This is a genomic window from Bradyrhizobium sp. Pa8, from assembly GCF_052588265.1.
Genome location: NZ_CP176767.1, coordinates 3928839 through 3955422, shown reverse-complemented (window position 1 = coordinate 3955422; position 26584 = coordinate 3928839). Strand labels below are relative to the sequence as shown.

Genomic DNA, 26584 nt, shown 5'->3' with positions numbered 1-26584 from the left:
CCTTTTTCGTTCATAAGCATCATAGGCCACCTGCCTCATGCAGGATGCCAATTCATCAGGCGGCAGCAGCCGCGGGTTCCTCGCCGTCGAGCACGCGCCTCAGACGCTCGCCGTCGAGCGCACCCTCCCATTTGGCAATCGCAATGGTCGCAACTGCGTTCCCGATCAGATTGGTCGGCGTCAGCCCCTGCGACATCAGGCGATGGATGCCGAGCACCAGCGCCACGCTCGTCACCGGAATGGAGCCCGTGGCCGACAGCGTCGCCGCCAGCACGACAAAGGCGGCGCCCGCGATTCCCGCTGCGCCCTTGGAGGTCACGAGCAGGATCAACAGCAACTCGATCTGCTCGGCGAACTCGAACGGCGTGTTGGTCGCCTGCGCCAGGAAGACCGAGGCGGCCGCGAGATACAGGCAGGTGCCGTCGAGATTGAAGGAATAGCCGGTCGGGATCACCAGCCCGACCACGCTGCGCTCGCAGCCGGCCTTCTCCAGCTTGGTCAGCATCCGCGGCAGCACCGTCTCCGACGACGTCGTGGCGATGCAGATCAACAGCTCTTCCCAGATGTAGCGGATCAGCTTGAGCAGCGAGAAGCCGCAGAGACGCGCGACGGGGCCGAGCGCCACGATGACGAAGATCACGCAAGTGAGATAAAATCCGCCCAGCAGCTTGCCGAGCGAGGCCAGCGAGCCGACGCCGAACTTGCCGACCGTAAAGGCGATGGCGCCGAACGCGCCGATCGGCGCCGCCCACATCACGAAGCCGACGACGGCGAACACCATTTTGGCGGCGATGTCGATCAGCTGGACCAGCGGCGCGGCGCGCTCGCCGAGCTGGACCAGGGCAAAGCCGCACAGCACGGAGATAAACAGCACCTGGAGGATGTTGCCCTCGGCAAAGGCGCCGATGAAGGTCGCCGGCACGATGTTCAGGAGAAACGGAACAAAGCCGATCGCGCCGGTCTGCTTGACATAGGGTTCGATGGCGCTGGCATTGATGCTGGCTGGATCGATGTTCATGCCGACGCCGGGCCTGAGCAGATTGACCGCGATGAGACCGATGATCAGCGCGATCGTCGTCATGATTTCGAAATAGACGATCGCCTTGACCGCAACACGGCCGACCCGGGCCATGTCCGCCATGTGGGCGATGCCGTGCACGACCGTGCAGAAGATGATCGGCGCAATCAGCATCCGGATCGCCTTGATGAAGGCGTCGCCCAGCGGCTGCATCTTGGCGCCCGCCTCGGGATTGACGATCCCAAGTGCGATGCCAGCCGCCATAGCGATGAGCACCTGGATCCAGAGCTCCCTCCACCAGGCGCGTCCCCGCGGCTTGTCGATCGCCATCACGGTCATTCGTCGAACCCGAACAGGCGCGTGGGATTGTCGACCAGGATCTTCTGCTGGAATTCCCGCTCCGGCGCGAACAGCGGGATCAGGTCGACCAGATCGCCGTCATTCGGCATCACCTTGACGTTGGGATGCGGCCAGTCGGTGCCCCAGATGACACGGTCAGGCGCGGTCTCGACGATCTTTCGCGCGAACGGCACCGCGTCCGTGAACGGCGGGCCGGCCGAGGACACCCGCTCCGAGCCGCAGATCTTGACCCAGCATTTCTCGTCGCGCTGCATCAGTTCGATCAGGATCTTGAACGGAAGCTGGTCGAGCCCCTCGGACGCCTTCACCCGTCCCATATGGTCGATGGTGTAGCTCAGCGGCAGCTTTGCCAGCATGTCGGCATATTCGGGCAGGTCGATCGCATCGAAATGCAGATCGATGTGCCAGCCGAGCGGCGCGACCATCGCGATGACGCGGTTGAACACGCTCTTGTCGGGGACGCCGCCGAGATGGCGCACGAAATTAAAGCGGCAGCCGCGGAAGCCGCCCTCGTGCAGCACCCGGAGGCCACGCTCGGTGATGGTGTCGTCGATATTGGCAACCGCGCGATAGGTGCCATTGCTCTGTGCGATCGCATCGAGCGCGACCGTGTTGTCGGTGCCGTGCACGCTGGCATTGACGATGACGGCGCGCTCGACGCCGAGCTTGGCATGCAGCGCACGAAAATCCTCGAGCGGCGCATCCGGCGGCGTGTAGGAACGGTCGGGCGCATACGGATATGTCGCGCCGGGCCCGAAGATGTGGCAATGCGCATCGCAGGACAGCTTTGGCAACTTGAACTTCGGCGTGCGCGTGTTCGGATCGGGCGGCGGAATGGTCGGCGTGTACATCGTTGTCATCAGGTGAACCGCCGAGCGAGATCGCTTCTTTCAAGTCTTGCTGCTGACGACCGGCCGCCGCCGTACCGGCGCGGCCTGATCGAGCGCCGGCGCCTGGAACGCGGCGACGGTGGCCTGCACCAATTGCTCGATGGCGCTGGCGGCATCGCTGCCGTCGGCCTCACCGCGCGACAGGCGCGAGACGCGGTCGGGCGTCACCAGCGAGTAATAGAGCGCGCCGAGCAGGAAGTGGCTGCGCCAGACGATATCGGTGCGCGGAATATGCGGCAGGCTCTCGTGGACCGCGTCGATGAAGGCGTGGCTGGTGTCGTCAAAGGTCTGCGCGATGATTTTTCGCGCGACCTCGTTGCCTTCGGCGGACATCACGGCGCGCAGCCGGGTGAAGCGCGCCCCGCCCCCGGCGAGATCGCTGCCCGAGGTGAACGCCGGCACCACATAGGCGCGCACCACCGCCTCCAGCCGGTCCTGGAGATCGCGCACGCGGTTGGCGGCGGCGAGCAGCTCGGAACGGCGCAAATTCATCGGCCCGCAATGGCGCTGGTAGATCTCCAGCAGCAGGCCGTCCTTGGTCTTGAAATGATAGGTCACGCTGCCGGGATTGGCGCCGGCGGCCTGGGCGATGTCGCGCACCGAGACGGCGTTGAAGCCGTTGGTGGCGAACAGCTCCTCGGCCGCGGCGAGGATCGCCTCGCGCATGTTCGGCTTGCGGGCCGTTTCCTTGCTGGTGGGCTTGCGTACCATGTGATTTGTACTATCGTACAAAAGATCAGGTCTCGTCAACAAGAACCATGGGCGGCGTCCGGACGGCTCGGAACACCGAGGCAGGATGCGAAAGCCCGCAAGGAGTGCTGGAAAATGCTGGGTTTGAACAAGACAATCGGCGGTTTGATGCTGGGTGCCGGTCTGCTGCTGGGCGGCGGCGCGCAGGCCGCCGACAACTACCCGAGCAAGCCGGTCCATATCCTTGTGCCCTACGCGGCAGGCGGCGCCGTCGACGTGCTCGCGCGTACGCTCGGCCAGGCGCTGGCGAAGACCTGGGGCCAGCAGCCGGTGATCGACAACCGTCCCGGCGCCGGCGGCATCGTCGCTTCGCAGGCGCTGACGCAGGCAGCGCCGGACGGCTACACGCTGATCCTGGTCGCGAGCGGCCATCCGCTCAACCAGTTCATCTATCCGAGCGTGCCCTACGACACGTTCAGGGATTTCACCGCGATCACCGAAGTCGCCTCCTCGCCGCTCGCCATCGTTGTGGCCAAGGACAGCCCCTACAAGACGCTCGGCGACCTCCTCGCCGCCGCGAAGAAGGACCCGGACAAGCTGTCGTACGGCATGTCCGGCAATGGCACCTCGGCGCATCTCGCCGGCGAGTTGCTCAAATACATGTCCGGCAGCAAGATCGTCGCGATCCCCTACAAAGGCGGCGCACCGGCGCTGACCGCCGTGATCGCTGGCGAGATTCCACTCAGCATCAATCCGCTCGCGGAAGCGATCGGCCAGCTCGAAGGCGGCCCGGTGCGCGCGCTCGCGGTGACCTCGGCCGAACGCTCCAAGGCGCTGCCGAATGTGCCAACGATCGCGGAATCCGGCGTCCCCGGCTACGACGTCTCGGTCTGGTGGGGCGTTCTTGGACCTGCCAAGATGCCGCCGGAGATCGTGGCGAAGCTCGAGACCGATCTGAAGGCGGCGCTGCAGGACGCGAACGTGCTGTCGACGCTGGGCAAGATCGGCGCCTCGCCGGTCGGCTCTTCCGCCAAGGACTTTGACGCCTACATGCACGCCGAGGCGACCAAATGGGAGCCGGTGCTGAAGGCGGCCGACATCCGCGCGCAGTGAGGCTCGTCACATGAGGACCTCTTCCCGGCGATTTGCGCCCACCGCCCTGCTCGCATTTGCAATGATCGGCCTGCTCGGCGCGCCCGCGCGCGCCGATGGCGAAGCCAGGCTGCTGGCGCCGAGCGGCACGTTGCGTGTCGGCATCTATCCGGGCAGCCCGACCTCGATGGTGACGGATGCGGCCGGCAAGCCGCATGGCCTGGCCTACGATCTCGGCGGCGAGTTGGCGAAACGGCTCGGCGTTGGCATCGACTATGTCAGGTTTCAGCGCGTCGCCGACATCGTCACCGCGATCCACGACGGCCAGGTCGACTTCACCGTGACCAACGCCACGCCGGCCCGCGCCAATGACGTAAGCTTCAGCCAGCCCGTGCTGGTGATCGAGCTCGGCTATCTCGTCCCGGCGAACTCGCCGATCGGCAAGATCGAGGACATCGACAGACCGGGCGTGAAGATCGGCGTCACCAAGGGCTCGACCTCAGAACGCACATTGCCGGCGAAGTTCAGGACCGCGACCATCGTTCCCGCCGAAAGCGTCAAGGTCGCCATCGCCATGTTCGGCCGCGGCGAGATCGACCTTTACGCCACCAACAAACCGACGCTGTTCGAGATGTCCGACCAGATGCCGGGCGCGAAAATCCTCGACGGCAATTGGGGCGCCGAGCATATGGCCATCGCGATCCCCAAGGGACGGGAGGACGCCCTCCCCCTGCTCAACCGCTTCGTGACGGACGAGCAGTCGTCGGGCGCGCTGGACACGATCCAGCAGCAGGCGGGCCTGCGCGGCGCAACCAAGGCTCGATAAAGGAAGAGCCGCACCGATCAATTGCGCACGTTGGCCCGCATTTTCTCCGGCGCAGTGGAGCGATGCAGGAATTCGGCATCATCGCTCCCTCCTTGCGGGATCAGGATCGCGCGTTCGCGCGGCAGGGCTTCCGGCATCTCGTCGCGGATGAACGCGATCAGCTTCTCCCGCATCTCGCAGCGCAGGTCCCAGGATTGCGGCGCGTTCCGCGCGCTGACCAGCGCGCGCAGCTCGATGGTGCGCGAGTCCGCATCGATCACCTGGAGATTGACCACCGCGCCGTCCCAGAGCTTGGACTCCTTCACCGCGCCCTCCAGCCAACGCCGGATGCGCGGCACGTCGGCACGGTAATCGACATGGAGCGCGATCACGCCGATCAGGGACGCGGTGTCGCGCGTCCAGTTCTGAAACGGCTTTTCGATGAAGTAGGACAACGGCACCACCATGCGACGCCAATCCCATAGCCGGATCACCACATAGGTCGCGGCGATGTCCTCGACCCAGCCCCACTCGTTCTCGATGATCACGGCATCCTCGATGCGGATCGGCTGGGTGATCGCGATCTGCAACCCCGCGATCAAATTGCTCAGCAGCGGCCGCGCGGCAAGACCGACGATGATACCGGCGGCGCCGGCGGAGGCGAACAGGCTGACGCCATATTGCCTGACCGAATCGAACGTCATCAGCGCGGTCGAGACCGTGATGATGACGATGATGATGTCGGTGACACGCTTGAACACACGCACCTGCGTGACATGCTTGCGCGCAACGAAATTCTCGGTGACGTCGCGGAAATTCTGGAGGTAGCGCGCCGCGCTCATATCGACGATGCGGATCGAGATCCAGCCGATCAGCGCGATGAAGGCGACGACGAACAGGCTCGTCAGCGGCGTGCGGAACGCGCTGTCGAGCGGCGCGAGCGGCAGCACCAATGCGACGGCGGCAAGGCAAAGCGCCAGCTGGGCCGGGCCGGCCGTGCGCTCGATGAACACACTCAGAAGCGGTAGCCGGGTTCCGAAGGTGCGGTTGAGCAGCCAGACCGCAAGCCGATAAAGCGACAGCGCAATCAGGATCGCAACCGCGACCAGGCTGAGCCCGACGAACCATGACGGTATCCATCCGAACATCTTGTCGATGTCGGCCATGACGGCCTGCCGATTCATTGAGGTCCCCGCATTTCCATTCGCGTCTCAACGCGTTCCAGCGGGCTTCGCTCCCTCCGCTCAGTGCAATGCAGCATCCCTCTGGTGCAACCGTCGCCGAACTGCGCTATCTCTGGGCAATCATGACTCGCCGAACCGGCAGCGCCGATCTTCCTCTTCACACCGGCCGGGTTCCACCCTGGCTCGCCACCCGCATGTCGTCGCTGGGCGCGATCGTCACGCAGGCGGTCGTGCATCATTATGGACGCGACGCTTTCCTCCAGCGGCTCTCGCATCCGTTCTGGTTCCAGTCGTTCGGCGCCGTGATGGGGATGGACTGGCACTCCTCGGGCATCACGACCTCCGTGATCGGCGCGCTGAAGCGCGGGCTTGGCCCGCTTCAGGATGAGCTCGGCATCTATGTCTGCGGCGGCCGCGGCCAGCATTCGCGCAAGACGCCGGACGAGCTGTTGCAACTGGGCGATCGCGTCGGTTTTGACGGCGCGAGCCTCACGCGGGCCAGTCGCCTGGTCGCAAAGGTCGACAGCGCCGCGGTCCAGGACGGTTTTGATCTGTACCTGCACGGCTTCTTCGTCACCGCCGACGGCAAGTGGACGGTGGTGCAACAGGGCATGAACGGCGACAAGCGGCAGGCCCGCCGCTATCACTGGCATTCGGAAGCATTCAAGAGTTTTGTCGACACGCCGCATAGCGCGATCGACGGCCCGCAGCAGGGCGAGATCGTCAATCTCACCGATCACCGCGCCGATGTCTCGCGCGCCGCGCAGCTTGAACTGTTGAGCGGTCTCGGCCCCGATCGCATCCTCTCAGAATTCGAGCGGCTCGTTGGAACCGCGCCCGAGCCGGCGCAGGCGATGCTGCAGCATCTGATCATGCCCGCGCATCATGATGTCAGGCCGAAGGACGTGTTCGCACGCCGCCTGCACGGCACGCTGGCCGCCGCGGCCGAACGCGGCCCGGTCGATTTCCCGGAATTGCTGCTGACGCCCGGCGTCGGTGCGCGCACCGTGCGCTCGCTGGCGATGGTCGCCGAGGTCGTGCATGGCGCGCCCTATCGCTTCCACGATCCCGCACGCTTCTCGCTCGCCCATGGCGGCAAGGACCGGCATCCCTACCCCGTCCCGATCAAGGTCTATGACGAGACCATCCGCGTGCTGAAGGGCGCGATCCAGAACGCCAAGCTCGGACGCGAAGAGGAGATGCAGGCGATCAGGCGCCTCGACGACCAGGCGCGGCGGCTGGAGCGGACTGCCAGCGGTCCGTCGGTCGAGGCCTACATCGCCGGAGAGCGTGAAGCCTCGCCCGATCTCGACGGCCGCTCCGTGTTCGGCTGGGAGCGCGATGTCGTGGCGTCACGGAAATCGACGGGCTGACTGTCCACCGCGACGACCGGCAACTCCGCGATCGCACGCATGCCCGGCCGCTTGCGCCAGTGGATCTGCGCGGGATCGACGGCGAGACCGAGCTTCGGCCATCGCGCAAACAGCGCCTCCAGCGCACAGGCCGCCTCGATCCGTGCGAGTTGATGGCCGAGACAGAAGTGAATTCCCGTTCCGAACGAGATGTGACGGTTCGGCTTGCGCGTGAGGTCGGGCCGCTCGGGCCGGTCATGCACCGCCGGATCCATGTTCGCCGCGGCGAGCATGACCATGACGCGATCGCCCTTCTTCAGCGGCACGCCCGCAAGCTCGATATCCCGCCGCACATAGCGCGGCTTGGAAAACTGCACCGGTGACACGAAGCGCAAAAACTCCTCGACGGCGAGCCCGACGCGGCTCCGGTCTTCCTCCAGCCAATCCCGCAAGCCCGGATTTCTGAGGAGCTCGTAGACCGAGCCGCTGATCAGATGCGTCGTGGTCTCCGATCCTGCCGCGAGCAACAGGAACACCATCGACACCATTTCGTCCGGCGTGATCTGGCCGCCCTCACGCTCGACCTGAACCAGCTCGGCAATCAGGCCCTCGCCGCCCTGCACGCGCGCGATCTGCAACTGCCGTTCGAGATAGGCGCGCATCTTGCGAAACGCGAGCAGAAGGCGGAAGAAGCTGATGACATTCGTCAGCGACGACATCTTGTTGGCCCAGCCGATGAATCGCGGACGATCGGCCGCAGGCAGACCCAGCAATTCGCAGATCACCGATACCGGCAGGATGCGGGCGTAACGCTGGATGAGGTCGGCGGGGCTGCCATCGGCAAACAGGTCGTTCGCCAGGCCGTCGGCGATGGCGCGAATGCGTGGCTCCATCGCCACGATCGCGCGGCGGCGAAAAGCCTCGTCCACGATGCTGCGCAGCCTCGTGTGATCGGGCTCGTCCATCGTCAGCATGTTGTTGGCGATGGTGGTGACCAGTTTTGGCATCCACCAGCGCAGGCCGGCGACTTTGCCGTCCCCCTTGCGCAGCGTGAAGGTGGTGCTGTCCTTCAGGACCTGCGCCGTGGCGTCATGGGTCGTGGTGACCCAGACATCGCCGACCAGAGGAAATCGCGTCGCGACCACGGGCCCGGACGCGCGCAGCGCCGCGATCGCCTTGGGCGGATCGCGGAAGAAGGCCTCGCTGGTGAAATCGAGGCGCGGTGTCATGGGATCACCGTATTGCTTGATGGCGCCTCAACCAGATGGTGTGTACGAGGCGACGCGCAAGGGCCGGAACCGCGCGAAGAGAAGAGAGCCTATCCGCGCCCCGGCGAGCGCTGGCCGGTCTTGCGCTGCTGATTGGTGTAGGCGTCCCAATGGCTCCAGCTACCGTTGGCGAGGCTTTGCAGATCGGTGCCGAGGGGGCGGCGCGTGCGCTTGTCGTGATCGGCGATCACGCGCTCGGACTGCGCGATCTTGCGCTTGAGTTCCGCGATCGCCTTCTGGGTCTGCCCATTCCGCTTCGAAGACGCGATCTCGCCCATCGTGAAGCGCGCGGTCTCCAGCGCCTTCAACTCGGCGCGGTTCTTCTTCAACTGGACCCGGTGCCAGGCGATGTTGCTGTCGCTGTCCGCAACCATGTGGGAACTCCGCTGATTCGTTCCCACAGTGTATCGCGCACGGAATCGGCGCCGCAACGCCCGCCGAACGGCGGAAATACGGTCTTATTGCGCAAAAAATCCGCGATCAGCGCTCGGCAAAGGCCTTTTCGACCACGAATTGGGCCGGTTCGCCATGATTGCCTTCAATGAGGCCACGCTCGCCCAGCAGCGTGCGGGTGTCGGCGACCAATGCCGGGCTGCCGCAGATCATGACCCGGTCATGGGCGGCTTCCAGCGGCGGCAGGCCGATATCGGCGAACAGCTTGCCGGACGTGATGAGGTCGGTGATGCGGCCGCGGTTGCGGAAGGGATCGCGGGTCACGGTCGGATAGTAGATCAGCTGATCGCGGATGTACTCGCCGATCAGTTCGTCCTTCGGCAGCGTCTCGGTGATCATCTCGCCATAGGCGAGCTCCTTCACATGACGGCAGCCGTGCAGCAGCACGACCTTCTCGAACCGCTCATAGGTCTCGGGGTCCTTGATCACGCTCAGGAACGGCGCGAGGCCCGTGCCGGTGCCGATGAGGTAGAGGTTGCGGCCCTCTTCGAGATTGTCGATCACCAGCGTGCCGGTGGCCTTGCGGCTGACGATGATCTCGTCGCCTTCCTTCAGATGCTGGAGGCGCGAGGTCAGCGGACCGTCCGGCACCTTGATCGAGAAGAACTCCAGAGTGTCCTCGTAATTGGCGCTGGCGACGCTGTAGGCCCGCAGCAGCGGCTTCTCGCCGACCTTGAGCCCGATCATGGTGAATTCGCCGTTGCGGAAACGGAAGGTCGGGCTGCGGGTGGTCTTGAAAGAGAACAGCGTGTCGGTCCAGTGGTGGACGCTCAAAACGCTTTCCTGATTGAAATTGCTCATCTCACCTTCCCTGTCGCTTCCAATGCGGTTTTCGAGGCGGGGCAGCTATGCGTCGTTTGTACACGATCATTCGTGTACTAATGAATAATCCTGCTTGCTCCCGGGGTCAAGGCTGCCCAAGATCGCGAGCGTTGCAGCTAGGAACAAGGAGCCCCTTCCATGGCGCATGACGCACCCCAGGCCACCGGACCCTCGAAGCTCGTGATCCGGAATATCGGCCTGATCCTGTCCGGCGCCCTGGAAAAGCCGATCCTGGACGGCGACACCATCGTCGCCGAGAACGGCAAGATCACTGCGATCGGCCGCTTCAAGGACCTCAACACCGAAGGCGCGACCACCATCGTCGAGGCCAACGGCACCACGGTCGCGCCCGGCCTGATCGACAGCCATGTCCACCCTGTGGCGGGCGACTGGACGCCGCGCCAGAACCAGATCGGCTGGATCGACAGCAATTTGCATGGCGGCGTCACCACGATGATCTCCGCCGGCGAGGTTCACATGCCCGGCCGCCCGCGCGACGTCGTCGGGCTGAAGGCGATGGCGATCTTCGCACAGCGCGCATTCTGGAATCTGCGCCCGGGCGGCGTGAAGGTTCACGCCGGTGCACCGGTGATCGAATGCGAGATGGTCGAGGAGGATTTCAAGGAGTTGGCCGCCGCCGGTGTCAAGCTGCTCGGCGAGGTCGGTCTCGGCGGCGTCAAGGACGGCCCGACGGCGCGCAAGATGGTCGGCTGGGCCCGCAAATACGGCATCCAGAGCACGATCCACACCGGCGGCCCCTCGATCCCCGGCTCCGGCCTGATCGACAAGGACGTGGTGTTGGAGGCCGACACCGACGTGGTCGGCCACATCAATGGCGGCCACACCGCGCTGCCCGACGATCAGATCCGCTGCATCTGCGAGGGCTGCAAGCGCGGCCTCGAGCTCGTTCACAACGGCAATGAGCGCTCGGCCCTGTTCACGCTGCGCATCGCGCGCGAGATGGGCGACCTGCACCGCGTCATCCTCGGCACCGACGCGCCCGCCGGCTCCGGGGTGCAGCCGCTCGGCATTCTGCGCATGGTCTCGATGCTGTCCTCACTCGGCGACCTGCCGGCCGAGATCGCCTTTTGTCTCGCCACCGGCAACACCGCGCGGATGCGGCAGCTCGATTGCGGCCTGATCGAGGTCGGCCGCTCCGCCGATTTCGTCATCATGGACAAGGCCCAGCACTCGCCCGGCAAGACCATCTTGGAGAGCGTGCAGCTCGGCGACCTCCCCGGCATCGGCATGACCATCATCGACGGCATCGTGCGCACCCAGCGCAGCCGCAACACGCCGCCGGCTGGCCGGGTGCCGGAAGTGGTGGCGAAGTGACGCGGCCGGAGCGGCTCGCCACTCCGCGTCGCCCCTCAAAGGCATTGAACAAGTCTGCTGCCTGCTGCGTCTAACGCAGGCAGCCCTCGGCGGCGGCAGTTCATTGCTGGACCATCGAGGGAGACATGAAAAACTCATCGCGAATAGCCGTCGGCGTTGCTGGCGCGGTAGCGGGCTATGTCGCGACCTTTGTGCTGTTCTCCCTGCTCGATTTCGGCAACCGCGCAGACCCGATCACGTCGGGTCTGTTGGGACTGTTCTTCTACTCCCCCATCGGCGCGATCGCAGGCGCGATGCTCGCCAGTTGGCTGGTGACGCGTTCGGGCAGGGACGCAGGCAATGGCAGCGTCGCGCGCAACAGCCTGAAGTCGCTTGGCATCGTCGTGCTGCTCTGTGTCGCCGGTATCGGTATCTACATTGCCTACGCGTATGCGACCGCCACGCCCTGGCTCAACCGGAACGGCAACAATCCCCTGCTCGTGTTCGAGGTTCGCTTTCCGGCCCGCGTAACGGTGCCGGCGTCAGCGCAAGGCATTACCATCGAATTGCAGACCGACCTCAACACCATGCCGGGTGAAGTGACCCCCTCCGCCTTCTATCGTGATGGCGACCAACCCGTCATCGCAGGCGAAGTCGAGCTTGCCTTTAGAACCTCGCATCGGCAGCTCACCGTCAACATCCAGGGCCAACCGAGCCGGATCTATCCGATCGACTTGACGGCCCGGGCGCCGCATACGCCGGAATTCGGCACATGGCGGCGGCTCACTGATGGCAGCGAAATCCGCTATCGCGCCAAATGGCCGGGGAAGACGTAAAGGGTCAGCGCTTTTTTGTGATCTCACAGCGCACATAGGTCTGCCGCTTGGCCTGGCCGACGGGGCCGTTCTCGATCACCAATCGGCCATCCGCCGCAACCGAAACCCGGGGATTGGAGCGAAACCTTTCGCCCTCGCCTTCGCAGGCGAGCTTCATCTTCCAGCCGAGCTTGCCGTCCGCAGTGATCTCGCCGGCGCGACAGCGCGTCTCGTACCAATAGAGGCGGTTGCCGCCTTCGATGCTCAGCCGGTTGGCGCTGTCCTGATCGTGGCAATCCTTTTTGGTCGACGCCCAGAACCCCTCGTAGGGCTGCGCCGCCCAGGCAGGAGCCGCAACAAAACTCAGAATTATCGCAAGCTGTGTCGCTGCTCTCATGCCGGAAACCTCGATGACGTCCTCATCGAGTTAGTCGCCCGATACTGCAGCATGTTCAACCGCCGTAGGGTGGGCAAAGGCGCGAAGCGCTGTGCCCACGATCCTTGCGGCATAAGGAAGAATGGTGGGCACGCTTCGCTTTGCCCACCCTACGAGACCTTCACTACGGCACCGTACTCACCGCAGCTTGTTCAACAGCGCCATCAGCATCTCGCGCTCCCGGGCGTCGAGCGGCGCCAGCGTTTCTCGGGTGATGGCGAGCGCATTCGGCGCGACCTTCTCCGCAAGCTGCTGACCGGCGCGCGTCAGGCTGACCAGAAGCCGCCGTCCGTCCTCGGGATCCTGGCTGGTCTCGGTCAGGCCTCGTGCGGTCAGGCGATCGATCACGCCCTTGATGGTTGCGACATCCATCGCCGTCAGCCGCCCGAGCTGGTTCTGCGAGCACGCGCCCGTCTCGGCCAGCTTCGACAATGCCGCCCACTGCGTCGGCGTCAGATTGGTGCCGATGTCGCGCGAGAAGATCGAGCTGTGGCGCTGCCAGACCTGACGCAGGATGAAGCCGACCTGCTCGTCGAGCACGTAGGACGATTTTGCCGGTTTGACGCTTTTCTTCGCCGCGACGCTTCTCGCCATCCGCTCCCCGCCCCTCACAACGACAGATGCGCGTCGCGGATATCCGGACGCGCGTCGAGCTCGGCCATGGTGCCGCCGAAGCAGATACGGCCGCGCTCGATGATATAGGCGCGATCGGAGATCAGCCGCGCAAAGTGCAAATTCTGCTCGGACACGACGATGCTGACGCCTTCCTTCTTCATGGTCAGGATGGCATCGACCATCTGCTCCACGATCTTCGGCGACAGGCCTTCCGAGGGCTCGTCCAGCAGCACCAGCGACGGATTGCCCATCAGCGTGCGCGCGATGGTGAGCATCTGCTGCTCGCCACCACTCATGCGGCCGCCCGGACGATTTTTCATCTCACCCAGGTTTGGAAACAGCGCGAACAGCTTGTCGCGCGTCCAGTGTGGCGCGTTCGGGCGCTTCGGCTGACGGCCGACTTCGAGATTCTCTTCCACCGTCAGATCGGTGAAGATGCGCCGCTCCTCCGGCACATAGCCGAGCCCATCGCGCACGATCTCGTGGGTCGGACGCGCCGAGACATCCTTGCCCTCGAACATGATGCGCCCCGAGCGCTGCGCGACGAGCCCGACGATCGAGCGGAAGGTCGTCGACTTGCCGGCGCCGTTGCGGCCCAGAAGCGCCACCACTTCGCCCTCACCGACCTCGAAGCCGATGTCGAACAGGATATGGGCCGGGCCGTAATGGCTGTTGAGGTCCTGCACCGCGAGCTTCATGTCGAGGCTCCATGCCCGGCATCATAAAGCAGGCCCTCGCCGAGATAGACCGCCTGCACCTGCGGATTGCCGCGCACTTCGGCTGGCGAGCCCTCGGCGATCAGCGTGCCGCGGTTCAGCACGATGATGCGGTCGGCATGCTCGAACACGACGTCCATGTCGTGCTCGGTAAAGAGCACGCCGATCGACTTCTCTCGCGCGATCTGCGCTGTCAGCCGCATCAGCTCGACGCGTTCGCGCGGCGCCATACCGGCGGTCGGCTCGTCCATCAACAGCAGCTTGGGATCGTTGGCGAGCGCTACGGCAAGCTCGAGCCGCTTGAGGTCGCCATAGGCGAGCTCGCCGCAGGGTCGGTCCGCATAGCCGCCCATGCCGACCAGCTCGAGCAGCCGGCCCGCCTCGCCGCGGTCGAAGTTCGGGGCCGAGCCGAAAAGATTGAACAGCTGCTTCCCATGCGAGATCAGCGCGACCTGCACGTTCTCGCGCACGGTCATCGTCGCGAAGGTCGCGGTGATCTGGAAGGTGCGTCCGACGCCGAGCCGCCAGATCTCGCGCGGCTTCTTGCCGGTGGTCTCCTCGCCCAGCAGGCGGACATGGCCGGTATCAGGCTTGTTCTGGCCGTTGAGCATGTCGAAGCATGTGCTCTTGCCCGCGCCGTTCGGACCGATCAGCGCCAGAATTTCGCCTGATCGCAGCGAGAACGAGACGCCGCGCACGGCGTGGATGCCGCCGTAGGATTTGGACAGGCCTTCAACCGCGAGAAGTGGGGGTGCGACGCTCATTCGACGGACTCGATCGGCTTGGCAAGCAATGGAGATCCCGGCGGCGATGTCTTCCTGCGCCGCTGCGCCAGCATCTCCAGCGTGCCGACGATGCCCTTCGGGAAGACGACGACGATCAGCACGATGAAGCCGCCGAGCACGAGCTTTGAGAGGTCGGTCTGGCTGACCAGCCAGATGTTGAGCGCCTTGTAGACGATGGCGCCGATCACCGCGCCCGACACCGTCTCGACGCCGCCGAGCAGCACCATGACGAGGGCGTCGACCGACAGCGAGATGCCGAGATTGTCGGGGAAGACGCTGCCCTTGAGGTAGGCGAACAGCGCGCCGCCGATGCCGGCGGTCGTGCCTGCGATCACGAACGCCGTCCACTGGATGCGCTTGGCATTGATGCCGACCGCCTCGCTGCGCAGAGGCGAGTCGCGCGTGGCCCTGAGTGCGTAGCCGAACGGCGAGAAGACCATGGCCCGCAGCGCGACCGTCACGAGTGCCGCAACGCCGAGCGCCAACCAATAGAAATGCCCCGGGCTCGCCGCCCAGCTTGACGGCCAGACGCCGAGTATGCCGTTGTCGCCGCCCGTTACACTCACCCACTGGAACGCGATCGACCAGACGATCTGCGCAAACGCAAGCGTCAGCATCGCGAAATAGACGCCGGAAAGCTGCACCGCGAAGAAGCCGAACACGGCCGCGCCCATGCAGCCCAGCAGCGGCCCGAGCAGCAGGCACACGATCATCGGCAGCCCTGCCAACTTGGCGAGGAAGGCGACGCCGTAGGCGCCGAGACCGAAATACGCGGCATGCCCGAACGACGCAAGCCCGCCGACCGACATCAGGAAATGCAGGCTGACGGCGAAGATCACGAAGATCGCGATCTCCGAACCGACCGTGAGAACATAATTGCCGGCGAACAGCGGCAGCGTCGCCGCGATGACGAGCGCGGCGAGCGCCGCGAGCCGCTCGTTCGACGTCAGCGGCCGCCAGGGATTGACGGTGAGGCCCGGCGTCTTGCGCGCGGCCGCCTCGGGCTTGCCGAACAGGCCCCAGGGCCGCACGATCAGCACCACCGCCATCACCAGGAAGACCAGGATGATGGAGATTTTTGGAAAGATCAGGATGCCGAAGGCGTTGAGCTCGGAGACCAGCACCGCCGCGACGAAGGCGCCGACGATGCTGCCGAGGCCGCCGATCACGACCACGACGAAGACCTCGACGATGATACGCAGATCCATGGCGTGATGCACGGCATCGCGCGGAATCTGGAGCGCGCCGCCGAGCGCGGCCAGGAAGACGCCGACCGCGAACACGGATGTGAACAGCCATTTCTGGTTGACGCCGAGCGCTGCGACCATGTCGCGGTCCTGCGTCGCCGCGCGCACCAGCACGCCCCAGCGCGTGCGCTGGAACAGCAGCCAGAGAATGCCGAGCACGACCGGTCCGAGCACGATCAGGAACAAATCGTAGCTCGGGATGTTCTGGCCGAAGAAATCGATGGCGCCCTTGAAGCCCGGCGCGCGGCGGCCGACGAGATCGTCGGGGCCCCAGATCAGCACGACGAGATCCTCGACCATCAAGGTCAGGCCGAAGGTCGCAAGCAGCTGGAACAGCTCGGGCGCGTGATAGATGCGGCGCAGCAGCACCATCTCGACGATGACGCCGATCAAGGCGACGGCAAACGCGGCGATGACGATCCCACCCCAGAAGCCGAACGCGCCCGAAAGCCGCTCGGTGAGTGTGAAAGCGATGTAGGCGCCGATCATGTAGAAGGCGCCATGCGCGAAATTCACGATCCGCGTCACGCCAAAGATGATCGACAGGCCCGAGGCCACCAGGAACAGCGACGCTGCGCTGGCGAGACCGGTCAGAAACTGTACGACATAAAAGGCCATCGGCGGTCCGGGTTGGGTTTGAAGTCGCCTCTCCCCGCGAAGAGCGGGGAGAGAGCGCTTTGTAGGGTGGGTTAGCGCAGCGTAACCCACCTCTTATGGTTCTGCGGATGCAGAAAGTGGTGGGTTACGCCTTCAGCTAACCCACCCTACGGCAGCGGAGTTCAATCCTTCGGACGCAGCTTCTCGACTTCGGCGTCGCTGGGCAGATAGTCCGATCCCTTCTTGTAAGAAGAATCCACCATCACGCCCTTGCCGTCCTTCAACGCGGTCTTGCCGACGTAGGCACCGAGCGTCGACTGGTGGTCGATCTTGCGGAAGGTGATCTCGCCGAACGGCGACGGCATCGACAGCCCCTCCGCCGCGGCAATCAGTTTCTCCGGATCGGTCGAGCCGGCCTTCGCAAGGATCGCAGCGGCCGCCTTGATGGTCTGGTAACCGACGATCGAGCCCAGGCGCGGATAGTCGTTGTACTTGGCCTGATAGGCCTTCAGGAACGCGTCATGCTCGGGCGTCTTGATCGAGTACCAGGGATAGCCGGTGACGATCCAGCCCTCCGGCGTCTCGTCCTTGAGCGGATCGAGATATTCGGGCTCGCCGGTCAGGAACGAGACGACCTCACGCCCCTTGAACAGGCCGCGGGTGTTGCCTTCACGCACGAGCTTCACGAGGTCGGCGCCGAAGGTGACGTTGAGGATCGCTTCGGGATTGGCCGCGGCAACCGCCTGCACCACCGGACCCGCGTCGATCTTGCCCTGCGGCGGCCACTGCTCGTCGACCCACTGGATGTCGGGGCGCTTCTCCGACATCAGCTTCTTGAACACCGCGACTGCGGACTGGCCGTATTCATAGTTCGGCGCGATGGTCGCCCAGCGCTTGGCCGGCAGCTTGCTGGCTGCTTCCACCAGCATCGCCGCCTGCATGTAGTTGGAGGGACGCAGACGGAAGGTGTACTTGTTGCCTTTGGACCAGGTGATGGCATCCGTCAGCGGCTCGGCCGCGAGGAAGAACACCTTCTTCTGGTTGGCGAAGTCGCTGACGGCGAGGCCGATGTTCGACAGGAACGTCCCCGTCAGCATCGCTACGCCTTCGCTGGAGACGAGCTCATTGGCCGCGGTCTGCGCATCCGCCGGCTTGCCGCCGTCGTCCTTGGAGACGACGACGAGCTTCTTGCCGTTGATGCCGCCGGCCGCGTTGACCTGTTCGACTGCGAGCTGCCAGCCCTTGCGATAGGGCTCGGTGAACGCCGGCAACAGCGAGTAGCTGTTGATCTCGCCGATCTTGATCTCCTGCGCCACGGCCGAATGAACCATGCCGCCCGCCAGCAGCGCGAAGGCCGCGCCCACAAAAGTGCTTCTCGCTCGCATCCCAACCTCCAGTTTTGAACTCTCTACGTCTTCAGCGTGATCTTGTCGGAGAAGCCATGCCCGCCGCCCCGGTTCAAACTCTATTTCAAACCGTCTTCACCCTTCACTTCCGCAACCGTCAGCCCGCCGACGCGCGGCAAGGGACGGCCGCTATCGGTGACGGCGACCGCGACCATGATCTCGTTGGCGCGCGGCGCGTCGTTGATCTGCACCTCCATGCCGTCGAAATGGCTGCGCACGAAGGCCGCGTCCTTGTGACCAAGCGGAATATCCAGCGTCGTGCCGGGGCCGCTGCGCTTCTTCGACGACGGGATCAGCGCCGCGCCCTTGCTCAGGACCTTGCGCACCGGAGCACCCATCTTCGGATGCAAGATGGCCGCCGCATGCTCCAACTCGCCGTTCTCGCCGACCGCCGCGGCCTTGCCGTAGCTCTGCGCCTTCGCGCCATCGATGCCGAGCGCCGCCACCGCGCGCTTCGCCAGGAGATCGCCGAGCTCCTCGCCGATGGCGATCAGCGGCGACAGATCCTCGACATATTTGCCGGCAAAGGGGTTCTCGATCACGGCAATCGCCGCGGCGCGCCGCGTCGGCGGCGAGACCCGGCGGCCCATTTCCATCTGCGTCTCTTCGACGACGGTGACGATCTTGCGGATGATCGCGCTCATGTTTCGCTTCCCTGTTCAGGCATAGACCGCGCTCTCCAGCATGCGCGGGCGCGTTCGTTGCTCTTCCATATCCCTGGTTCCGATGACAAGCATATCACCACAAAGCTGCAACACGGCACCCTCGATCAATCCGCGATCGAACAATTGCCGTGCACATTCCGCGCCAGACTCCAGCGCGGCCGCGATCTCGCTCTGCGACAATTCACCGACATCGCGGGTGACGAGACGCACGCCGAGATCGCTGTCGGGCTGAAGCTCGTTCGCAGGCTTTCTGATGATGGCGGGATGCCCGGGCAGATCGACGGCATTGGCGATGACCGTCGCGGCCGCATCGGCCTGCGATGCGGTGGCAGCCAGCACCGTGACCGCGTCGGCAATGCCGAGCGAAAAGCTGCGGCCGTGACGCCCGCTGGTCGCGATGCCGCGCACGGGATCACCTGAATAGACCCTCATCTTGCGCAGCACGCCGTCGCGATCAGGCCGATCCATCAGGCCGACCGAGAAATGCTCGCCCTCCCCGAGATGCAGCGCGATATCGCCGCCATTGTTGACATAGGCCTGATCGAGCGTCGCGGCGCCCAGCATGGCGCCAAGAATCTCCTCTGCAACGCTACCGGCAACCGCGGCCATCGGCGTAATGAAGCAATCGGAAGCATAGGGTGCGACAGCAGCGTGCATCCGACGCGCCACCACGCCCTTCAGCGAAGTCTGCTTCTCAGCGGCCGTCCGCAGTTCCGGAAGTTCGGCGCAGAGTTCGTCTAGCAGTCCGGTGAATCGCCGCGCCGCCGCCTCATAGGCCGCACGCACTGCGTGAGCGCGCCCCCTCGCCTCCACGATCAGATCAATCGGTCCATCCTGCAAATGCAGCCGCCGGCCACCAGACAGCAATGCGATTTGCGGGAGCCTGGTCATGCCCGGCGTCCCGGAATCGGGTTCTGCCAGGGCAATTGGCGGACGTCGTCACCGCTCTGCACCTCGGACAGCGGTTTTACATAATCCATGTGCCCGCCGAGCGCGGCATAGTCCGACAGCTTCATCGTGAACTCGATCGGCGCGACCAGCGCCGGCGTCGGAACATAGCCGAACGCGCCTGAAGGCATCTGCGTCACATCGACCATGTAGGTGATGCCGCCGCCCGGCCAGACATAAACAGGCGCGCCGCCGCTGGTGACGCGCGTCAGCGCGTCCTTGACCGAACGCGTCAGCCGTACCGGATTGTCGGTGACGCCCGCACGCAAGGAGCCGCCGGCCCCCGCCATGAACAACACCGTGCACAGCGCCGGCTCGCAATTCTCCTGGATGCGCTCGACCGAGAACTTCAAATCGGCCGGCATCTCGGTTTCGACCGGCTTCAGGGCCTCGTCGAGCACGTAATAGGACGAATGCTCGCCGGTCGTGGAAACCATCAGCATGGAGAGACCAGGCTTGGCTTCCTTGGCATCGAACGGCCCGAGAATCGCCAGCGGATCGGAGATGTTGGTGCCGCCCCAGCCCGTGCCGGGATCGGCGACCTGGAAATAGCGGCCTGGCGTCGAGCGGCGGCCCTTCATCTTGATGCCGGTGTCGGCGATGTCGAGCAGCTTGCCGGCCTGGTGCTCCGAGAGCACGCCGGTGATGTGATCGTCGACGACGACGACCTCGTCGACTTTGCCGTGCCATTGCTTGGCGAACATGCCGATCGTCGCCGAGCCGCAGCCGACGCGCATGCGCTCTTCTTTCATGCCGTTGACGATCGGCGGCTGGCCGGCCTGCACCACCACGCTCGCGCCGCCGTCGATGGTCAGCTCGACCGCCTTGCAATTGGCGAGATCCATCAGCGTGTCGCAGGTGACGCGGCCCTCTTTCTTGGAACCGCCGGTGAGATGATGCACGCCGCCGAGCGACAGCATCTGCGAGCCGTATTCGCTGGTGGTGACGTGGCCGACCGCCTCGCCTTGCGCGCGAACGGTCGCGGTTTCCGGGCCGAGATAGCGGTCGGTGTCGATCTTCACCTTGATGCCGCAATAGGAGAAGATGCCCTCGGTGACGACGGTCACCATGTCGACGCCATCGATCTCGGACGAGACGATGAACGGCGCCGGCTTGTAGTCGGGATAGGTCGTGCCCGCACCGATCGCCGTCACGAAGGTTGAGGGCTCGTGGACGATCTTTCCGTCCCAGTCTTCGGTGCGACTGAAGGGAACGAGCTTGCCGCCATGCGAGACGGTGCGTTCCAGGATCACGTGCGGGTCGACGCGGACGAGCTTGCCGTCGTAGTTGGCATAGCGGTCGCAGGCGCCCGCCGCGCCCGGCTTGATGTAGCACATCACCGGACAGGCATCGCAACGGATCTTGTCGATGGCGGCGCTCGTCGTTTCAGTCACCATGTCCAAAGCCAGTCGACGCGGTTATCATTCGTATACGAACGATGTTGCGCGCCCTCCCGAAGGCTGTCAAGCGGCGGTGCGGCGCAAAAGGTGCGGCTGCCGCATAAAACCCCATTTGCCTATCCGCTCTGTCCACAAAGAAGGCAGTCGCGCTGCAGTGCGGCATGCGCAGCTTGCACGTTTGTGTACAAACGGTATCGTCGCGACGTAGGTTTTGACGAGCACTTGGCCACGGGCTTGGGAACGAGGATGACGCAGACACCGATCCGCCTCACCGTGAACGGCAGGATCCACGACGTCACGGCAGCGCCGCAGACGCCGCTGCTCTATGTGCTGCGCAACGACCTCGCGCTCAACGGTCCGAAATACGGCTGCGGCCTCGGCGAGTGCGGCACCTGCACTGTCCTGATCGACGGGCAGGCCGCGCGCTCCTGCGTGATTCCCGTCAGCGGCTGCGCAGGCCGCGACATCCTGACGCTCGAAGGGCTCGGCACGCGCGACAAGCCGGATGTGGTGCAGCAGGCCTTCATCGACGAGCAGGCCGCGCAATGCGGCTATTGCCTCAACGGCATGATCATGACCACCAAGGCGCTGCTCGCGATCAAGCCGCAGCCGACCGAGCAGGAGGCGCTGGCGGCGCTGCGCTACAATCTCTGCCGCTGCGGCACCCACGTAGAAATCCTGCGCGCGGTGATGCGCGCATCCGGCCAGATCACTGAGGCCGTTGATTGATGGCCTCTCCTCTCTCGAACGGAGCAGAGCGCGGCTCGCTCGTTGTCGTCCGCACCGTGGACGAGATCACATCCGAGACCTTCGTCCGCATCACCGCGGATGGATCGGTCACGGCCTATAACGGCCATGTCGATCTCGGCACCGGGATCCGCACCGCACTCGGCCAGATCGTCGCCGAAGAGCTGGATGTGTCCTTTGCGCGCGTCGTCCTGGTGCTCGGCGATACCGCCGTGGTGCCGAACCAGGGCGCGACGATCGCGAGCGAAACCATCCAGATCACCGCCGTCCCCCTGCGCAAGGCCGCGGCGCAGGCGCGGCACTTCCTGATCGCGCGCGCAGCCGAGCGGCTAGAGCTGCCGGCCAGCGACCTCAGGATCGAGGACGGCCTCGTCCGCGGGCACAACCGCAGCGTCAGCTATGGCGAATTGATCGGCGGTGAGACCATCCGCCTCGAACTTGCCGACGACGTCGCGCTCAAGCCCGTTGGCGACTACGCCATCGTCGGCCAGTCGACGCCGCGCGTCGACCTGCCCGCCAAGGCGACGGGCGAGCTGACCTTCGTGCACGACATTAGGGTGCCCGGCATGCTGCACGGCCGGGTGGTGCGTCCGCCCTATGCCGGCGTCGATGCCGGCCCGTTCGTCGGCACCAGCCTGATCGCGGTGGATGAGTCCTCGGTACGTGACATTCCCGGCATCATTGCCGTCGTGCGTATCGGCGATTTCGTCGGCGTGGTCGCCGAGCGCGAGGAGAACGCGATCCGCGCGGCGGCGCAGCTCGCAGTGCACTGGAAGCCGACGGCTGGTCTGACCGATCTCGCCGACGTCGAGACCGCGCTGCGCGCCAATCCGTCTACGCCGCGCACGCTGATCGACAAAGGCGACGTCGACGCGGCGATATCAGGCGCGGCCAAGCCGATGCAGCGCACTTATGTGTGGCCGTACCAGATGCACGCCTCGATCGGGCCGTCCTGCGCGGTCGCCGACGTCCAGGACGGGAACATCCGCGTCTGGTCCGGCACGCAGAACCCGCACGTGCTGCGCAGCGACCTGGCGCTCCTGATCGAACGTCCCGAAAGCGAAATCGAGGTGATCCGCCTGGAGGCCGCCGGCTGCTACGGTCGCAACTGCGCCGATGACGTCACCGCGGACGCGCTGCTGCTGTCGCGCGCCGTCGGCCGGCCCGTGCGCGTGCAGTTGACGCGCGAGCAGGAGCATGCCTGGGAACCCAAGGGCACCGCGCAGCTCATCGACGTCAATGGTGGGCTCGATTCCGACGGCGGCATCGCTGCTTACGATCTCGCCACGCGCTATCCCTCGAACGCGGCGCCGACGCTGGCGCTGCTGCTGACGGGCCGGATTTCGCCGGAGCCCGCGGTACTCCAGATGGGCGACCGCACCGCGATCCCGCCCTACGACTACGACCACATGCGCGTCGTCGCCCATGACATGGCGCCGATCGTGCGCGCCTCCTGGTTTCGCGGTGTCTCGGCCCTGCCGAACACTTTTGCGCATGAATCCTATATCGACGAGGCCGCGACCGAGGCCGGAGTCGATCCGATCGAATACCGCCTGCGTTACCTGAAGGACCAGCGCGCCGTCGATCTCGTCAATGCGGTGGCCGAACGCGCGGGCTGGACGCCGCGCCCCGTGCGCGAGGAAAAGGATGGCGAGGTCGTGCACGGTCGCGGCTTTGCCTATGCGCTCTATGTCCACAGCAAGTTTCCCGGCTATGGCGCGGCGTGGTCGGCCTGGGTTGCCGACGTTGCCGTGAACAAAGCGACGGGCGATGTCAGCGTCACGCGCGTCGTCGCCGGGCAGGACTCCGGCCTGATGATCAATCCGGACGGCGTGCGCCACCAGATCCACGGCAACGTCATCCAGTCCACCAGCCGCGCGCTGATGGAGGAGGTTTCGTTCGAGCGCGGCGCGGTGGCGGCGCGCGAATGGGGCGCCTATCCGATCATCCCTTTCCCTGACGTGCCCAAGATCGACGTGCTGATGTTGCCGCGTCAGGACCAGCCGCCGCTCGGCGTCGGCGAGTCCGCCTCGGTGCCGAGCGCAGCGGCGATTGCCAACGCGATCTTCGATGCCACCGGCGTGCGCTTTCGCGAGCCGCCGTTCACGCCGGAACGCATCCTGAAGGGATTGCACGGTGAAATATCGCCCGTACCGCAAGCCCTGCCCGCGCCCGCTGCGCCGCCGCCGTCCCGCATCTGGGAGAATCCGTTCGCCAAGCGCGCCGGCATCTTCGCGACGATCGCGGCCGTCTGCACCGCCGCGATCGGCGTCGGCGCAGCCCTCCTGCCCGGGCGCGCGATCGCGCCGATCGCACGTCCCGATCCATCGGTCTATTCCGCGGCGACGATCGCGCGCGGAGAGCAGCTTGCAGCACTCGGCAATTGCGCGGAGTGCCACACCAGCCTCACGGGCGTGCTCAACGCCGGCGGCCGCGCACTGGAAACTCCGTTCGGCACGATCTACTCAACCAACATCACGCCCGACGCCGAGACCGGCATCGGCGCCTGGTCCTATCCCGCCTTCGAGCGCGCGATGCGCGACGGGCTGCACCGCGACGGGCGGCAACTCTACCCCGCCTTCCCCTACACCCATTTCGCCAAGACCAGCGATGCCGACATGCAGGCACTCTACGCCTACCTGATGACCCAGCCTTCGGTTCGCGCCACGGCACCGGCGAATACGCTCGCCTTCCCGTTCACCCTCCGCCCGCTGCTTGCGGGCTGGAATGCGCTGTTTCACCACACGCAAGAATTCAAGCCCGATCCCGCCAAATCCGAGCAGTGGAATCGCGGCGCCTATCTGATCGAGAGCCTCGGCCATTGCAGCGCCTGCCATTCGCCGCGCAACGCGCTCGGCGCCGAGCAGCGCAATGCCTATCTCGCGGGCGGATTTGCGGAAGGCTGGGAGGCGCCCGCGCTGACCTCGCTCTCACGCGCGCCGATCCCGTGGAGCGAGGACGAGCTTTTCGCCTATTTGCGCACCGGCCATTCGCGCTATCACGGCGTCGCCGCAGGCCCGATGGCGCCGATCGTCAAGGACCTCAAAGCCCTGCCCGACCCCGACATCCGCGCGATGGCGGTCTATCTCAACTCGTTCAACGACACCGCGATCGATACGCAGGGCCAGGATACACTTGCTGCAAAGCTGGAGAGCTCAACGCAGGTCACGGTGGCGCCTTCCACCGGCGCGCGGCTCTATCAGGGCGCGTGCGCCGTCTGCCACGAGGTCGGCGGCCTGCCGTTGTTCGGAACTCGGCCCTCGCTTGCGCTCAACAGCAATCTGCACAGCGCGACATCGGACAATCTCGTGCAGGTCGTCCTGCACGGCATCAATGAGCCCGTCTCCAGCGATCTTGGCTACATGCCCGCCTTCAAGAACAGCATGAGCGATGCGCAGGTCGAAGAACTTGTCAGCTTCCTGCGCCAGCAGTTCGCGCCGGACAAGCCGGCCTGGACCGGCGTCCGCGAGACGGTCGCGCGGGTGCGATCGTCGGTGCACTAGACGTTCCGTCATTCCGGGGCCCGGGCTCGCCGCTTCGCGCCGCCCCGGAATGACGCCGAGTGAAACGTCAGAGATACAGCACTAGCCGTGCTTCTTCGCCTCCGCCGGCGGCGTGCCGTGGGTGTGGAACGACTCGATCGTCTTCAAACCCCACGCCTGCCCCTTCTTGCGCTCCTCCTCGGTCCACACGATCGGCTTCCAGTCGGGGGCGAGGATGAGGCGCGCGCCGGCGTTGGCGACCTCGACGCGGTTGCCGCCGGGCTCGTAGACATAGAGGAAGAAGGTCTGCTGGATCGCGTGCTTGTGCGGGCCGGTCTCGATGTGCACGCCGTTCTCCAGGAAAATATCGGCAGCGCGCAGAATCTCCTCGCGGCTGTCGAGCGCGTAGGTGACATGGTGAAAGCGGCCGGGCGTGCCGGAATGGTCGAGCGAATAGGCGAAGTCGTAGCTCTTGTTCGACATCGTCAGCCACATTGCCGCTTCCCGCCCGTCGTTGAGCACGATTTGCTCGGTGAGGCGACAGCCGAGATAATTTTCGAAGAACTCGCGGTTGGCCTTGATGTCGACAGCGAGGCAGTTGAGATGGTCGAGGCGACGAACGTTGACCCCGCGCGCAGGAAAACGCTGCGCCTGGTTCTTCAGCGCAGGTCTAAGCTCCGGCGGCGCCTGGTACCATTCGGTCTCGTAATAGAGCTCGACGATATGGCCATCAGGGTCGCGGCAGCGGAAGGTCGGCCCCTGCCCCATGTCGCCGTCGATCCAGCCGATGTCGAAGCCGGAGCCTTTGAGCGCGGCAACGCGGCGCTCCAGCGCCTGCTGGCTCCGGGCGCGCAGCGCCATATGCTCCATGCCCGACGTCTTCGACGCCGTGAGCTTGAGCGAATAGCGCTCGTAATCGTCCCAGCCGCGCAAATAAACCGACTCGCCCTTCTGCCCGCTCACCGTCATGCCCATGACGTCGACGAAGAATTTCAGGCTCTCGTCGGGCTTCGGCGTCAGCAATTCCATGTGGCCGAGATGAGCAAGATCGAGGATCGGTTCGGGCTGCATGGTTTCCTCCAAGACTTGGGCTTTAAGGCGTGGCTGCGATCCGCCGGCCCGGATCGCGCAATCGGACGCAAGGCTGCAAACGCGCGCGAGTGTCCGGGGGCGGCATCCAGGCCGCCGGTTCATTTGTACTAATGTACAAATGATTAGGTCCCGTCAACAAATCAAACACGGCCGCTCGAATCGAAGGACGCACCATCCGGGATGACCTCCGTCCCACAAACGGCGGACCGACTGGCCGAATGGTAAAATCTTCCTTAAGCGCTTTCTGGCCCTGTTGGCCTGGAAAAGCTGCATTTCCGGGCCCCTCCCGGCCGGGAATATGCATTGGGAGCAAATCTCTCGACCGAATTGTCGCAGATTTAACAAAGCCCCCACGCCTGCCGTTTAACCGTTTGTCCAGCCGCGG

General features: G+C 65.1%; 24 protein-coding genes. 7 read left to right on the top strand and 17 right to left on the bottom strand.

The annotated features are described in order from the left end of the window. Positions 1–55 precede the first annotated feature (55 nt). From dctA to ACKWRH_RS17610, 3 genes are read right to left on the bottom strand one after another with little or no spacing between them, the layout of a single operon-like run. Entirely contained in the window at positions 56–1357 is a 1302-nt protein-coding gene (gene dctA, locus ACKWRH_RS17620) for a C4-dicarboxylate transporter DctA (RefSeq protein WP_445221612.1), read from the bottom strand. Further along, the gene (locus ACKWRH_RS17615) at positions 1354–2238 is read right to left on the bottom strand and encodes an amidohydrolase family protein (RefSeq protein ID WP_445221611.1); all 885 of its coding nucleotides are present in this window, start codon (positions 2236–2238) and stop codon (positions 1354–1356) included. Before ACKWRH_RS17615 ends, dctA begins: the two co-directional genes overlap by 4 nt. 30 nt (positions 2239–2268) lie before the next feature. Then, the gene (locus ACKWRH_RS17610; RefSeq protein ID WP_445221610.1) at positions 2269–2979 is read right to left on the bottom strand and encodes a TetR/AcrR family transcriptional regulator; all 711 of its coding nucleotides are present in this window, start codon (positions 2977–2979) and stop codon (positions 2269–2271) included. 114 nt (positions 2980–3093) lie between these two features. Here ACKWRH_RS17610 and ACKWRH_RS17605 point away from each other — a divergent pair, with 114 nt between their 5' ends. Beyond that, positions 3094–4071 (top strand): tripartite tricarboxylate transporter substrate binding protein, encoded by a 978-nt coding sequence (locus ACKWRH_RS17605; protein ID WP_445221609.1) that lies wholly within the window; start codon positions 3094–3096, stop codon positions 4069–4071. 10 nt (positions 4072–4081) lie between these two features. Further along, positions 4082–4876: an ABC transporter substrate-binding protein gene (locus tag ACKWRH_RS17600; RefSeq protein WP_445221608.1), complete on the top strand. Its 795-nt coding sequence runs from the start codon at positions 4082–4084 to the stop codon at positions 4874–4876. 17 nt (positions 4877–4893) lie between these two features. On the opposite strand, the gene ACKWRH_RS17595 is transcribed toward ACKWRH_RS17600, so the two are convergent. Further along, positions 4894–6039 carry a mechanosensitive ion channel family protein gene (locus ACKWRH_RS17595; RefSeq protein WP_445221607.1) on the bottom strand — a complete coding sequence of 382 codons (1146 nt, stop codon included), beginning with the start codon at positions 6037–6039 and terminating at the stop codon, positions 4894–4896. Positions 6040–6161: 122 nt separating this feature from the next. On the opposite strand from ACKWRH_RS17595, the gene ACKWRH_RS17590 reads away from it, so the two are divergent. Further along, positions 6162–7412 (top strand): DUF763 domain-containing protein, encoded by a 1251-nt coding sequence (locus ACKWRH_RS17590; RefSeq protein ID WP_445221606.1) that lies wholly within the window; start codon positions 6162–6164, stop codon positions 7410–7412. On the opposite strand, the gene ACKWRH_RS17585 is transcribed toward ACKWRH_RS17590, so the two are convergent. The 3 genes from ACKWRH_RS17585 to ACKWRH_RS17575 all read right to left on the bottom strand — a co-directional run bounded on the left by ACKWRH_RS17585 (position 7313) and on the right by ACKWRH_RS17575 (position 9913). Then, positions 7313–8620 (bottom strand): cytochrome P450 family protein, encoded by a 1308-nt coding sequence (locus ACKWRH_RS17585; RefSeq protein ID WP_445221605.1) that lies wholly within the window; start codon positions 8618–8620, stop codon positions 7313–7315. The two genes, ACKWRH_RS17590 and ACKWRH_RS17585, sit on opposite strands and share 100 nt — an antisense overlap. A gap of 89 nt (positions 8621–8709) precedes the next feature. Continuing rightward, complete coding sequence (locus tag ACKWRH_RS17580; RefSeq protein WP_445221604.1) at positions 8710–9033, bottom strand: hypothetical protein; 324 nt, start codon at positions 9031–9033, stop codon at positions 8710–8712. A gap of 106 nt (positions 9034–9139) precedes the next feature. Continuing rightward, entirely contained in the window at positions 9140–9913 is a 774-nt protein-coding gene (locus tag ACKWRH_RS17575; RefSeq protein WP_445221603.1) for a ferredoxin--NADP reductase, read from the bottom strand. Positions 9914–10072: 159 nt separating this feature from the next. Here ACKWRH_RS17575 and ACKWRH_RS17570 point away from each other — a divergent pair, with 159 nt between their 5' ends. After that, positions 10073–11269 carry an amidohydrolase family protein gene (locus tag ACKWRH_RS17570; RefSeq protein ID WP_445221602.1) on the top strand — a complete coding sequence of 399 codons (1197 nt, stop codon included), beginning with the start codon at positions 10073–10075 and terminating at the stop codon, positions 11267–11269. Between the two features lie 125 nt (positions 11270–11394). After that, positions 11395–12084 (top strand): hypothetical protein, encoded by a 690-nt coding sequence (locus ACKWRH_RS17565; protein WP_445221601.1) that lies wholly within the window; start codon positions 11395–11397, stop codon positions 12082–12084. A 4-nt stretch (positions 12085–12088) separates the two neighbouring features. Here ACKWRH_RS17565 and ACKWRH_RS17560 read toward each other — a convergent pair whose 3' ends face one another. The 9 genes from ACKWRH_RS17560 to ACKWRH_RS17520 all read right to left on the bottom strand — a co-directional run bounded on the left by ACKWRH_RS17560 (position 12089) and on the right by ACKWRH_RS17520 (position 20875). Further along, entirely contained in the window at positions 12089–12460 is a 372-nt protein-coding gene (locus ACKWRH_RS17560; RefSeq protein WP_445221600.1) for a hypothetical protein, read from the bottom strand. A gap of 177 nt (positions 12461–12637) precedes the next feature. Continuing rightward, on the bottom strand, positions 12638–13093 hold the full coding sequence (locus tag ACKWRH_RS17555; RefSeq protein ID WP_445221599.1) for a MarR family winged helix-turn-helix transcriptional regulator: 456 nt from the start codon (positions 13091–13093) through the stop codon (positions 12638–12640). 14 nt (positions 13094–13107) lie between these two features. Continuing rightward, positions 13108–13812: an ABC transporter ATP-binding protein gene (locus ACKWRH_RS17550; RefSeq protein ID WP_445221598.1), complete on the bottom strand. Its 705-nt coding sequence runs from the start codon at positions 13810–13812 to the stop codon at positions 13108–13110. Further along, positions 13809–14594, bottom strand: a complete 786-nt coding sequence (locus ACKWRH_RS17545; RefSeq protein ID WP_445221597.1) for an ABC transporter ATP-binding protein — start codon at positions 14592–14594, stop codon at positions 13809–13811. Before ACKWRH_RS17545 ends, ACKWRH_RS17550 begins: the two co-directional genes overlap by 4 nt. Then, positions 14591–16480: an ABC transporter permease gene (locus ACKWRH_RS17540; protein WP_445221596.1), complete on the bottom strand. Its 1890-nt coding sequence runs from the start codon at positions 16478–16480 to the stop codon at positions 14591–14593. Before ACKWRH_RS17540 ends, ACKWRH_RS17545 begins: the two co-directional genes overlap by 4 nt. A gap of 161 nt (positions 16481–16641) precedes the next feature. Next, the gene (locus ACKWRH_RS17535) at positions 16642–17844 is read right to left on the bottom strand and encodes an ABC transporter substrate-binding protein (RefSeq protein WP_445221595.1); all 1203 of its coding nucleotides are present in this window, start codon (positions 17842–17844) and stop codon (positions 16642–16644) included. A gap of 80 nt (positions 17845–17924) precedes the next feature. Next, on the bottom strand, positions 17925–18509 hold the full coding sequence (locus ACKWRH_RS17530) for an amino acid synthesis family protein (RefSeq protein ID WP_445221594.1): 585 nt from the start codon (positions 18507–18509) through the stop codon (positions 17925–17927). Positions 18510–18524: 15 nt separating this feature from the next. Further along, entirely contained in the window at positions 18525–19421 is an 897-nt protein-coding gene (locus tag ACKWRH_RS17525) for a UPF0280 family protein (RefSeq protein WP_445221593.1), read from the bottom strand. Beyond that, the gene (locus ACKWRH_RS17520) at positions 19418–20875 is read right to left on the bottom strand and encodes a 6-hydroxynicotinate reductase (protein ID WP_445221592.1); all 1458 of its coding nucleotides are present in this window, start codon (positions 20873–20875) and stop codon (positions 19418–19420) included. The genes ACKWRH_RS17525 and ACKWRH_RS17520 overlap by 4 nt, the downstream gene beginning before the upstream one ends. Positions 20876–21124: 249 nt before the next feature. Between ACKWRH_RS17520 and ACKWRH_RS17515 the strand changes: the two genes are divergently transcribed. Both ACKWRH_RS17515 and ACKWRH_RS17510 read left to right on the top strand, forming a co-directional pair. Next, positions 21125–21607, top strand: a complete 483-nt coding sequence (locus tag ACKWRH_RS17515) for a (2Fe-2S)-binding protein (RefSeq protein ID WP_445221591.1) — start codon at positions 21125–21127, stop codon at positions 21605–21607. Next, the gene (locus ACKWRH_RS17510; RefSeq protein ID WP_445221590.1) at positions 21607–25128 is read left to right on the top strand and encodes a molybdopterin cofactor-binding domain-containing protein; all 3522 of its coding nucleotides are present in this window, start codon (positions 21607–21609) and stop codon (positions 25126–25128) included. Before ACKWRH_RS17515 ends, ACKWRH_RS17510 begins: the two co-directional genes overlap by 1 nt. 81 nt (positions 25129–25209) lie before the next feature. On the opposite strand, the gene ACKWRH_RS17505 is transcribed toward ACKWRH_RS17510, so the two are convergent. Then, a complete protein-coding gene (locus tag ACKWRH_RS17505; RefSeq protein ID WP_445221589.1) occupies positions 25210–26178 on the bottom strand; it encodes a catechol 2,3-dioxygenase in 969 nt (322 codons plus the stop codon). Positions 26179–26584: the final 406 nt, after the last annotated feature.